Origin of the sequence: Tolypothrix campylonemoides VB511288_2 (assembly GCF_045999855.1) — a bacterium.
GTDB lineage: Bacteria > Cyanobacteriota > Cyanobacteriia > Cyanobacteriales > Nostocaceae > Scytonema > Scytonema bouteillei_A.
Genome location: NZ_JBFPMW010000002.1, coordinates 22,202 through 34,891, shown reverse-complemented (window position 1 = coordinate 34,891; position 12,690 = coordinate 22,202). Strand labels below are relative to the sequence as shown.

The window sequence follows — 12,690 nt, the reverse complement described above, 5'->3', positions numbered from 1 at the left end:
GCTTTTTTTCACCTTCGTTGGTAGACAATTTAACAGATATCGTCTTGAATATAAAAAGCGCGTATGTAGCGGTCAAAAACGAAATAATACAGCAAAATAGGGTAAAGGCTGTATGTGAAATTCAGTAGGATACATATCTTATGAGTGTGAGAGAGCGTCAGTCAACGACCGTAGTAGTTTCGTTGCAAATTAAGGGAGAGGGCGATGAGTGAGAGTATGGCATTTATCGGCGGAGTTGCTGTAGCTGGGTTAGCAGCTCTTTTGCTACTCAAAGGCTCAGCAAGTCCCATTCAGTCCGGTTTCACTGTTACTCCACAGATGCCAACAACTGTAGTAGCACCACCTGCAGTTATGGCTCCGCCTGCTACGTATCCCAGTCAAGCGTATCCCAATCCAGCACCGCTAAACCCCAATACTGAGGAGCTGCGGGTACAGATGGAACGGATGAAGATGGAAACCGCTCAACTCCAGAAGGAAAACGCAGACCTCAAACAACAAAACCAACAACTTCAGGGACAAATTCAAAATACCCTGGCTCAGTGGAGCGCTCAGCAACAAAATCAAGCTCAAGCAGCACAGCAAGCAGCATTGCAGCAATCACAAAATCCTTGGTGGTCATCAGGTATTGTTTGGGCTGTCGGTGGTATGGCTTTAACTGTTGGCGGTGGTGTTGTCGTCGCTGGGATAAACGCTTTGTTCTCGCAAAAGCCCCGTCCCGCCCGTACCGTACAAGTTATTCATCCTTATAATGGTCCAACGCCACCACTTGCGCCTGTACGTCGTCCGGAGTTTTTACCTCCTCGCAGCGATGTCAGAAGAGTTGAAACACACGATTACGATGATACATATTAGTCGTGAGGCATTAGTAACGTTGAGCCACCCCGTTTAACGCTCAAGCTAGGAGCGGAAAAATTAATATATCATAAATATTCGGGCGCAAGATTGCTGACTGCGCTCTAAATTTCCGTTAGATAAACTATTTATTTGTCAAGTATAAACTGTCTCAGAAGTTAGCGATCGCAGTTGATTTCTTTTCAGACCCTAGCAGAAGATGGGCACAAAATCCTTCAGACTTAGGACATCTGTACTCAATTTTCTCCAAGAATTGACATATTCCCTGACACCTCCCAACTTTTGCTCGGGAAGCTTTCTTTATGTAAAAAAACAGCGAATGCATACTAAAGATCCTTTAAACTCCCTCGAAAAATAATTTTTCTACATAAATTTCCGGATAAATTGTTATCTATCTAATTGTTTGTGAGATACTTCTAGATGATAATACTGTTACCTAAGACCTAGTCAAAAATAAAGATTCGGTAAAGCAAGCTGGTGCATCGTTTACAGTTTACTGTATTATTCTCCTAAAACGTATTTGTGCAATGCCAAATCCGATGATTCTTAAATTAGTGGATTGGATATAGCTTGGGCTTTCCCTATTACCAGTTCACTGATAAAATAACAACTCGTGTTTTTGAGTTCAGTTTTGTTGAAAACCATTGGAGCAAGTCATTGAAATCTGGGGATGCAGCACAAGCAAGCCATGCAGTTTTTCGTGATTTTCATGCGATGAATAAGCTGAAGTGTGTTTGTCATGTCTGCATATTTGTATCCCAACCGGATCGTCAATGGTGTTCATCTGCTGCGTACTGTCAGGCAAAAAATCTGTGTGCAAACGCAGGTAAACCCTCTCTATTATACTCTGGCAGTAAAAAAATAAACATTTTGTAACATAAAAATGAAAAAAACACAATGGTATATAAAGCAGGTCAATATCCCACCCATTGCTCTACCACAAGTGGAGTATATGCCTTTCATTAACAGCAGAAAGGTGCTTTCAGCAAAACACCGTTGTGTATTCACGAGAAACTATTTGCGTGCAATGCTTGCTTCTCGATTGTTGCTTGCTCACTGTACTGGAAGCACTGTAGTAACTGCAAGATCTCGCTTTTAGAAAGTGCTCTGCAATGTTTTCCTTGTACAAGCAGAAGCTTAATATTTGTGATTCAATCCTAGTTTTGAGATATGCGTATATTTTTCAGTGTTGAAACTCAAACTTCCTTCAAATTGAAAATCAATGTTTTTATCCCTGACAGGATTTTCAAGAGTAACAATTTGACGCATTAAGAGAGTTTAGGATTGACAGAAAAAATTAGGTGGTTCTATAGAAGCCTAAACGAAAGAAAAACCTTTGCTATTGGTTGAGCAATGACTTTTATATCCTCATGCTTGAGGCATAAAAGCCTCTTTTTTACGTTTCCTGTATTAAGTATTTTTGCTTACAGTTTCCTGCCGTCGGTGGCTCAGACGCCAACCGGAGTAATCACAAATACTGCTGGTTCTGGTGCAAGCAATATTACAGAAACAAGATCGTCCAATTCAGTCACGTTTAGAGCAGGTCAAGGTGCTTTACAGATACTAAAAACAGGCGATCGCGCAGCGGCTGAACCGGGAGACAACGTCGTTTACAGTCTTGCTGTGAGAAATACAGGTACAGCATCTCTATCAAATTTAACGATCGTAGACAGACTCCCTGTAGGACTGCAATTTGTTTCCAACACACTGCAAGGTTCTATAGGAAGTACGCGAGTTCCTTTGACTGCTAACACGACTTCAAATCGCACAATCACAATCACCTCCGCAACTGCACTACAGCCCAATCAAACCTTAAATATCCGCTATGCCGTTGAAGTCACACCGGATGCTATTCAAGGTACCGGCAGAAACTTGGCACAAGCACGATCTGGAAACTTGACTAGCAATCAAGCGAGCCACCTACTGAGAATCAGACCCGGAATAGTCTCAGATTGTGGCACCTTAATTGGACGAGTTTTTGTCGATAAAAATTTTGATGGCGAACAGCAACCAAACGAACCAGGAGTTCCTAATGCCGTAATTTACATGGATGATGGCAATCGGATCGTCACTGATGCCAAAGGGCTGTTCTCCCTAGCCAATGTCATTCCAGGACATCGAACAGCAACACTAGACTTGACAAGCTTACCGGGTTATGGCTTGGCACCCAATACGTACTTCATTGAAAGGAACAGTCAGTCACGCCTAGTCAAGCTAGCGCCTAACAGTATGGTAAGAGTGAATTTTGGTGTTACGCCTGCGTTTTCAGAGGATAAGCGATGAAAACAAGAAAGCTTGAAGTTAAAGTTACCAACAAATTTGGCATTAGAGATTGGAAAAGCCAAAAGCTAGCATTTTTGATGTTACCTTCAACCCTAGCTAGTAAAGGGAGTCTAGGTATCTGGAGTGCTTTTGTGGCAGTCGTTTTCCCTTGCTTCGCAGGCGAGGCTATATTTTCCAGTGCTGAAGCAGCCAGCGTGCCCGAGAATAGAGAATGGGGAACTCAAAACCCCTACGAAGTGGAAATTCAAGGCATCGGGAATAAAGAACTTTCTGAATATTCTCAACTCCCAACTCCCAACTCCCCCTCCTCCACTCCCCCCCTCTCCCAATCCCCCACTCCTTCACCCAACTCCTCCACTCCCCCCCTCTCCCAATCCCCCACTCCTTCACCCAACTCCTCCACTCCCAACTCGCCACCCCCCATTCCTTCAGAGGTAATTGGTGACCGGATAAAAATTGAAATCGTACCTGTTGGAGATCCGCGAGTCCAAGCGGATGGACGTTCTACTATTAGATTCACCGGACAGATTACCGATGAAAGCGGTCAAATTATCCGTGAGGATATAGTGGTCACCCTGACATCGAGTGCGGGGAAATTTATTGGTGCTGACCAAGATAAAGACCAAGGCGGGTTTCAGGTAATAGCACGCGGTGGAGAATTTACCGCCACTTTGCAATCTGATATTAAACCCCAACAAGTTCGCGTCCGAGCGGCGGTAGAAAGTATTAGGACACAAAATCCCTTCCGAAGAGATAGAGATATCGTAAAAGATTCACCCTTTTACGGACAAAGAGGTGTTTCAAACGATACTCCATTTCCCCAACAAACAGACAATTCGCTTGTTCAGCAATTTAAAGATACCCCAATAGAAGCTTATACGCAGGTAGAGTTTACAACATACCTGCGCCCTTCACTAGTAACAGGGGTAGTAAATTTACGGATAGGTGCTCGCGGTACAAATTACTGGGGAAGTTTTCGCGAATTTGTTCCAGAGGATTTGGATGAAGGAACTGAGGTTGATTTAGATGCAGCCGTCTTTGCTACAGGTAAAGTCGGAGAGTGGTTGTTTACAGGTGCGTATAACAGCGATCGCCCTCTCAATGAAGACTGCGAAGGCAATGTGCGGTTATTTGGCAAACCCGACCAGCAATGCGAACAACAATATCCCGTCTACGGTGACAGTTCTACTGTCACCTCTACAGCACCCTCAATAGACAGTGTTTACCTTCGCTTTGAGCGCAGTAGCCCCGTAACAGGAGCTGAGCCTGATTACGCCATGTGGGGAGACTACAATACTGAGGAATTTGCAAGAGTCTCCCAACTGTACACAGCTACAAACCGTCAACTACACGGCTTTAAGGGTAACTACAGCTTTGGTCCGGTTCAAATAACCGGCTTATACGCTAACAACATTGAAGGCTACACCAGAGATATTATCGTTCCTGACGGTACAAGTGGGGACTACTTCTTGTCACGGCGCTTGCTAGTTCCCGGTAGTGAAAGCGTTTATTTAGAAGAAGAAGAGATCAACCGTCCCGGTACAGTCTTAGACCGCAAACAATTATTTCGCGGTCGCGATTACGAAATTGACTATAACCGAGGAACCGTTAAGCTTTACAAATCAGTTCTCTCCGTAGCCACACAGCCCTTTGGTCCCACTTTAGTGCGTCGCCTCGTTATCTCCTACCAACCGGACGAAGGAGAGGAACGGTCTACTCTTGTTGGAGGACGGGTACAATTCAACATTTCTCAGGAGACAGACAGGAAAACTTTCCTGGGTGGTAGCTATTTGCGAGAATACCAAGATGGTCAAGACTTTGAACTGTATGGAGCAGATTTCCTTCTCTCTTTAGGAAATGGCAGTCAGATTGTAGGAGAATTTGCACGCTCTAGCGGTAGCCTCCTCAATGGAGACGATGGAACGGGTAACGCTTATAGATTGGAGGCTATTGGCAATATTGGCGATCGCCTGAACGCAAGAGCCTATTATCGTTCTTCTGATGAAGGTTTCTCCAACAACGCCACCTATAGCTACACCGCAGGACAAACACGCTATGGAGGCTCTCTTTTAGCAAGAGTCACCAATACCACCTTCCTGACAGCCGCATACGACTACGAAGAAAACTTTGGACGTTCCTCTGGTGCTACACCATTTTTTGATGTATTCAATCCAGAACCACCCGCAGCCAGTGCTGGGTCTAGAGTGAACAACGAACTGCAAACTATCCGCGCTGGAATTTTACAAAAATTTAACTTTGTTGGTCGGCTCGCCGATTTGAGTTTGGAATATGTCAACCGTTCCCGTGAAGACCGCGTGAGCGATCAATTTGAAGGAGATGCCAGCCAGTTGGTATCTCGGCTCAAACTTCCACTTACTCAAGCCCTGACCTTCCAAGCGCAAAATGAATTGAATTTGGGCGATAGTGACCCACTCTATCCCAACAGAACAACCCTGGCATTAGACTGGAAGGCTTACCCAGGAGTTACGTTCCGGCTAGCTCACCAGTTTTATGATGACAGCAGCGTATTACGCGGTAACTCCATTACCTCATTAGATACGATTGTCGAGCATAAATTTTCTGACGATACAATTTTAAGCGGGCAGTACTCTGTTTTATCTGGATTCAACGGCTTACAGGGTCAAGGAGCGGTAGGAATCAATCACGGTGCTCGCATCGCTCCCGGCTTGAAATTGAGTTTGGGTTACCAATACGTCTTTAAGAACATTTTTAATAGTAATGCTGCAGATGGTCTATTCCAAACCTCTGTGGTAGGTTCCAACACGGCTTCACTGGGACTGTTTGCTGGTAGTGTTTACAGCGTTGGATTGGACTACAGCGATAATCCTAACTTTAAAGCGGGTGCCAAGTTTGAGTATCGCGATGGCGATGATGACGATAACCTCGTCATCACAGCTGCAGCTGCAGGTAAACTTTCACCCGCCCTCACAGCCCTAGTTCGCTTCCAACAAGCAGGTGGGGCAAATATTCCCGTGTATCTTCCCTCTAGTTCCTCTGGATTTGTTGGCAGAGTCGATGACTTGGGAGATGCTATCAACCTCAGATTTGGTTTGGCTTACCGAGATCCCAACAGTGATAAATTCAACGGATTGCTGAAGTATGAGTGGCGTCAAAACTACGGTTCAATCCCTGAATTTAACACCGATAGAAACTCAAACGCTCACGTACTCTCAGGTGAAGGGATATACGCCCCGAACTGGCGATGGGAATTTTATGGTAAGTATGCTTTTCGTCTGGCAACTAGCGGCGATCTTGGAAACAACCAAAGTAACGATAGCAACACCCAATTGGCACAACTTAGAGCCACTTATAGAATGGGTTACCGAACCGATTTAGCTGTGGAAGGACGCTGGATAGGACAAGACTTTGATAGTGGTTCGGATTATAATCAGTTTGGTGTTGCCGTAGAAGGTGGGTATTACTTAACACCCGATCTGCGCTTAGGTGTGGGTTATAGCTTTGGCAGTGTGGACTATGACCGTGATTTTAGTGGTTACCGCTCTGAAGGAGGTTTCTACGTCAATATCAGCCTCAAACTGAATGAACTTTTGGGTGGTTTTGGATTGCAAAAGCCCGTACCCAAGCAACAGAGAGAGTCGGAAATTCCTACAGCTAGCAGACAACCTGCAAACGGATTGCAAAACTCTCAAAGCAAACTCATTCAACGTTTGAAACAAACCCAAGCAAGAACTGCTCCTGCAAACCAGTTGCAAACCCCTCAAAGTATACTCATTGAGCGTTTGAAACAAGTTCAAGCACTAGCAGTTCCGCAAAACACGGAGTTACAAAAGTCCACAATCAAGCTAATTAATTCCCTCAGAAAGCGATCGGCTTTTCGCAGGTTCAGTGGTGGAGAGGAGTGAGTGAGTAATGTTCAAGAGCAAAATTTATCTTCGATTGGGGAATAGAGAATGGGGCATAAGGAAGAGGGAATGGGAAAGAATAACACGACAATATTTCCCTACTCCCTACACTCCGTTAGTTTTATTATTACCGATCGCCCTTTGTCTTTTCCCTTCAGGTGTTGCATTCGGACAAGGAGGAGACAAGGTAGACAAGGGGGACAAGGTAGAACCTTCTCCCTTGTCCCTTGCTTCCCCATCTCTAAGGATTGTTGTGAACAGCAATCAAGATGGTGATATTAAAGCTGATGACCAGCTAACTTTACGAGAAGCTATTGAATTGGCTAACGGGACGCTTTCTACCGAGCGATTGAGCAGTGCAGAAAAAGCACAAATCCAACCAGCAACTGATGGTGGTTCTCGCATTGAATTTAATCTTCCTGCGGGTGCTACTGCCATCCAGTTACAGAAACAATTGCCCGATCTAGCTGCTGCGGGATTGGTTATAGATGGCACCACTCAGCCCGGATACGATGCTTCTGGTTCGGCTACTGCTGAAATTGCAATTCCAATTCCTGTGGTAGCAATTTCTCCCGCACCAGAACGCGAAATTTTTCGCGGTTTAACAGTAGTGGCTGATGGCATCACAATTCGGGGTTTAAACCTTTACGGTTTTACAGCTAGCCCAATTAAACAACAACTGGGCAATTTACTGATATATGATGGCAAACCCAAACCAGCCACTCTCACCACGCCACCAGGGGATATAGTCATTTCCCATCCTCTCCCACCCCCAAATACCAGCCAACAGCAACCCCCAAATGATGATTTTCCGTTTTATGAAAAAAATGTTCCTCCAAAAAACGTTGTCATTGAAAACAACTGGTTGGGATTGACTCTAGATGAAAAATTACCAGAGTCAACCTCAGCTTTTGGAGTTTATGTTTTTAACTCTCAAGGGGCAACCATTCGACGCAACCGAATTTATTACCATGAAGGAAGTGCTATTATCACTTCAGTACGTGGTGAAAATACGGTAGTCACTGAAAATATTATTGTGGGTAACGGGCTGGCTGGCATGCCAGATGCTTTGCGATTTGAAGGTGTAGTGAATAAATCCAAGATTGTTGGCAATTTGATTTGTGCTAACGATGGTGCTGGAGTGTATTTATTTAAACCAGAAGGGGATGTTCAAATTCAGAATAACCGCATCACCTATAATGGCAGGCGTTTGCGACGTGCAGCAGTTTATTTGATGGGTAGCAACCATCAGGTAACGGGTAACGAAATTGATTATCAAACCGGACCCGGTGTTGTAGTTTCGGCTTTCCCCAATACTCAGGGCAATATCATTCAAAATAACAAATTTGCTGCGTTAGAAGGGTTGAGCATTGACCTCAATACCCAAGGAAATTTGGATGTCAGCGATTTTCAAAGAGGTGACGGTCCAAATCCCCGCCGCAATTCCTCCAATCGGCGATTGGATACGGGGAATGCTGCGATTAACGCTCCAGAATTTGCTACAAGGACGTTTGTACCTACTGGTAATAGCGTCACTTTACAAGGAAAAGCTGACCCCGGTTCGGAAGTCACAATTTATCGTTTGAGCGATTATCAAACAGGTAAAGAAGCACTCTACGAACCCGGTTATGGAGCTTTAAGAGAACCTTTAGGAAATGCACAAGTTGACGAAAAAGGCAAGTTTAGTATTGCGATAGAAAATTTACAAAATGGGGAGATTGTAAGCGCGATCGCCACCAACCCCAAATACGGAACGTCCGAACCTGCCGTTGCTGCATTTATTGGGACGAGAGCAATTTCTACCAACCCAACTCCAGACGCAAAAACCCAGAGAATTCAACCCCCGCAGTGTACAACACGCCCCGTACCGCCAGAACCACCACCACAACCAGAACCGCCACCAGAAACACCACCAGAACCAATACGGATACAAGTCCCGAGAAACGTTCACTTTGCACTTGACAAATCTTTTATTAGTCAAGAGAGTGCTGCAGTTCTCGATCGCGTGGCAGAAGTTCTGCAACAATATCCTTTCATCGTCATTGAATTACAGGGTCACACAGATCCCCGAGCCAGCGATGCTTACAACCAAGCCCTGGGAAGACGGCGAGCATTATCTGTAAGAAATTATTTATTACGCAAGGGCATTCAACCAGAAAGGATGACCATCCGTTCCTTTGGTGAAAGTCGAAGGAAAGTTCCTGGTGGTACGGGTGTTGTTGATTACGCCCGCGATCGCCGAGTCGAAATTATCTTCACTGATGTTAGAGGTATCGACCTCATCATTGAAGATCAAGAGCAAGATTTACAAATCGAACGGCGACGAGGCAGAAGGTAGTTCAAAAGTCAATAGGGAATTTGCTGTGACTCCTGAATTTAATAAGATTGATAAAAAAGCACCCCGTTTTTTGACATTCAAGCAAACACTGCTGACATTGCTTTTCACAGTGCCACAAGTTCCCTTCCTGGGAAACATTTCGGGTGGTGGAAAGGTGTTAGCACAACAAGCAACCAGTTGTCCGACGGGTACAACAGCACAAACACTAAACTGGAATACTGCTGACAACTTGGCAGGAATTACCAGTCAAAACCTGACTGTTGGTGGTGTTAATGCCACTATTAGTTTCACTGAAAGCAGTCCCGGTCAGGTTATCGATCCAGAGGAAACATTAATTAGCAATGATGTCTACGGTGGCATCGCCGGACCAAATCTAAGATTTAATATAGGTCTTCAAAGTACCAATCCAAACTCGCCTTTTGACGGACCAGCACCCGTAGGCAGTAGTGCAACGCTCACGATTAACTTTTCAGAACCAATCTCGCTAGCGTCCGCTCTCACCCTTTTGGACGTTGACCGTTCGGGTGCGCGTGACACTATTAACGGTACACCATTCATATACCAAGATAGAGTTACGGTTAGCGCGTTCAACGGTAACGATTCTGTTGGAGTCAGCCTGGTATCCCCCGGTCAATACGTGAGAGTAACTGGCAACCTTGCGGAAGGTATTATTGAGAATGCTTTCCCGGCAGAATCCTTTGGTAACGTCTCAGTTGCGATCGCCAATCCGGTCACTCGAATTCAAATAACCTATCAACCAGGTACAGAATTTGGTAACCCCTTACAAGATGAAACCATCGGTCTTGCAAGATTGCAAATTTGCGTGCCAACGGGAACGGGTACAATTGGCGATACTGTTTTTAACGATGCTAACGGTAACAACGTTCAAGATGCTGGCGAAGTCGGTATTGCTAACGTTCCCCTCACTTTAACGGGTGCTGGGTCTGACGGTCAATTTGGTACAGCAGACGATATTACCAGAACGACAACAACCAATAGCAGCGGTAACTACAGCTTCACCAGCTTACCCGCAGGTAGTTATCGAGTTGCTGTTACCACCTCTCCAACAGGTTTTACCCCCACCCTAACTCAGCCCAATGCCGTCACTCTAGCAGCCGGTCAAACGATCGACACCGTTGACTTTGGATTCCGGCAAGGAGGAAGTGGGACAATTGGAGACACTGTGTTTAATGATACAAACGGTAACAACGTTCAAGATACTGGCGAAGTCGGTATTGCTAACGTTCCCCTCACTTTAACAGGTGCTGGGTCCGACGGTCAATTTGGTACAGCAGACGATACTACCCAAACGACAACAACTAATAACAACGGTAACTATAGTTTTACGAGTTTACCCGCAGGGACTTATCGAGTCGCTGTTACCACCCCTCCAACAGGTTTTACCCCCACCCTAACTCAGCCTAATGCCGTCACTCTAGCAGCAGGTCAAACCATCAACACCGTTGATTTTGGTTTCCGACCAAGCTCGACCGGGACAATAGGGGATACAGTGTTTAACGATCTCAATGGAAACAACGTCCAAGACCCAGGAGAACCGGGAATTGCTAACATAACCCTCGTTCTCACGGGAGCAGGCGCTGACGGACAGCTTGGTACATCTGACGACACTTCTCAAACCACAACGACCAACAACAACGGTAACTACAGTTTTACCAACTTACCCGCAGGTACTTATAGAGTTACTGTTAACAACCCACCTACAGGTTTCAACCCAACACTCACTCAACCTAACGCCGTTAACCTATCAGCAGGTCAAACTATCAACACCGTTGATTTTGGCTTTACTCAGTTAGCACAAGGTACTGTTGGAGATAGCGTATACACTGATACTAATGCCAATGGCGTTCAAGATCCAGGAGAATCAGGTATTAGCGGTCGCAACATTAGTTTGTTAGGTGCAGGACCCGACGGTCAATTTGGTACGTCTGACGACATTAACCGTACCACAACTACCGATGGCAATGGTAACTACAGTTTCACCAGTTTACCTCCAGGAAACTACAGAGTGACTGTTACCAATCCACCAAATGGTTTCAACCCCACTCAAACTCCACCAACCACTATTACCTTAGGAGCCAGTCAGAATTTTGATACAGCAGATTTTGGCTTTACACAGCAGGCTCTAGGAACGATAGGTGATACTGTATATACGGATACTAATGGTAACGGCGTTCAAGATTCAGGAGAACCTGGAATCAGCGGTATTACTGTTGTCTTGACAGGTGCAGGACCCGATGGTCAATTTGGCACATCGGATGACATCAGCCGTACTGCAACAACCGATAATAATGGCAGATACAGCTTTCCCAATTTAACTGCCGGAAACTACAGAGTTGCAGTCTCCAACCCACCCACAGGTGCTAACCCGGTTCAAACACCACCCACTACCATCGCTCTAGCCTCAGGTCAAAATCTTGACACGGCAGATTTTGGTTTTACACAACAGCAACTTGGTTCCATTGGTGATACTGTCTTTATTGACACAAACCGCAGTAACAGCCAAGATTCCGGAGAAAGGGGAATTAGTGGCGCTACCGTTACTTTGACCGGTGCCGGACCTGACGGTCAATTTGGTACAGCCGACGATATCAATCGTTCGACAACGACCGATCAAAATGGTAGATACCTGTTCCCCAATCTTCCTGCAGGCAATTATAGAGTGACTGTGAGCGATCGCCCGGCAGACTTCACCCCCACATTAGTTCCACCAGAAACAGTTACCTTGAGTGCAGGTCAAAATCTTGACACGGTAGACTTTGGTTTCGCTGCTTCTGCTGTAGGTGCTGGTGAACCCAATTTACGCTTGGTCAAGAGAATTACCAACGTCTTGAGAAACAATCAGTCCATCGGTGGCAATTTCAATACCTTTGATGACGGTCCTGGTGATGATGACAATAATATCAATCAGTTACAACCAGTACTCGGTATTCGCGACCTTCAAACTGCTTTACAAAGTGGTGATGAAGTCGAATATACAATCTACTTCCTTGCCCAAAATACAAACGATGTCAGATTCTGCGATTTAATTCCAGAAGGAACAAGTTACAGTAACGGTACTATTAACGTTGTTGGTAGTGGTACTGGTGCAGACCAAGGTACATTTTTCTCGCCTTTAGCACCTTTGCCTGCAAACAACGCCTGCTTGAGTCAGACAAATAGCAGGGGTGCAGTGATTGTTAACTTTGGCACTTTTGGGGATTCCAGTGGCAATCCAGCTTACATTCGTTTCCGTGTCAGAGTTGATTAACTCAGTGAGTCGTTAGTGGTTGCTAGTCAGTAGCCTTCGCTTCCAAGCTAGTAGTCTTCTCCTTC

6 protein-coding genes are annotated in these 12,690 nt (G+C 45.3%); all 6 read left to right on the top strand.

All coding sequences use genetic code 11. The features are described from left to right. Positions 1-204 precede the first annotated feature (204 nt). Positions 205-852 (top strand): hypothetical protein, encoded by a 648-nt coding sequence (locus AB0756_RS04640; protein ID WP_038072445.1) that lies wholly within the window; start codon positions 205-207, stop codon positions 850-852. An 883-nt stretch (positions 853-1,735) separates the two neighbouring features. Next, complete coding sequence (locus tag AB0756_RS04635; RefSeq protein ID WP_137986456.1) at positions 1,736-1,951, top strand: hypothetical protein; 216 nt, start codon at positions 1,736-1,738, stop codon at positions 1,949-1,951. A 254-nt stretch (positions 1,952-2,205) separates the two neighbouring features. Next, positions 2,206-3,135, top strand: a complete 930-nt coding sequence (locus AB0756_RS04630; RefSeq protein WP_038072447.1) for a DUF11 domain-containing protein — start codon at positions 2,206-2,208, stop codon at positions 3,133-3,135. Next, entirely contained in the window at positions 3,132-7,019 is a 3,888-nt protein-coding gene (locus tag AB0756_RS04625; protein WP_237265857.1) for a hypothetical protein, read from the top strand. The genes AB0756_RS04630 and AB0756_RS04625 overlap by 4 nt, the downstream gene beginning before the upstream one ends. Before the next feature lie 7 nt (positions 7,020-7,026). Beyond that, complete coding sequence (locus AB0756_RS04620; protein WP_038088236.1) at positions 7,027-9,357, top strand: OmpA family protein; 2,331 nt, start codon at positions 7,027-7,029, stop codon at positions 9,355-9,357. Continuing rightward, positions 9,239-12,625, top strand: a complete 3,387-nt coding sequence (locus tag AB0756_RS04615) for an SdrD B-like domain-containing protein (RefSeq protein WP_237266066.1) — start codon at positions 9,239-9,241, stop codon at positions 12,623-12,625. Before AB0756_RS04620 ends, AB0756_RS04615 begins: the two co-directional genes overlap by 119 nt. The last annotated feature ends 65 nt before the right edge of the window (positions 12,626-12,690 follow it).

Excerpts from the sequence above, each read along its gene's own strand:
- AB0756_RS04625 (WP_237265857.1), top strand. The coding sequence starts at position 3,132 with ATGAAAACAAGAAAGCTTGAAGTTAAAGTTACCAACAAATTTGGCATT.
- AB0756_RS04620 (WP_038088236.1), top strand. The coding sequence starts at position 7,027 with ATGTTCAAGAGCAAAATTTATCTTCGATTGGGGAATAGAGAATGGGGC.
- AB0756_RS04635 (WP_137986456.1), top strand. The coding sequence starts at position 1,736 with ATGAAAAAAACACAATGGTATATAAAGCAGGTCAATATCCCACCCATT.
- AB0756_RS04630 (WP_038072447.1), top strand. The coding sequence starts at position 2,206 with ATGACTTTTATATCCTCATGCTTGAGGCATAAAAGCCTCTTTTTTACG.
- AB0756_RS04640 (WP_038072445.1), top strand. The coding sequence starts at position 205 with ATGAGTGAGAGTATGGCATTTATCGGCGGAGTTGCTGTAGCTGGGTTA.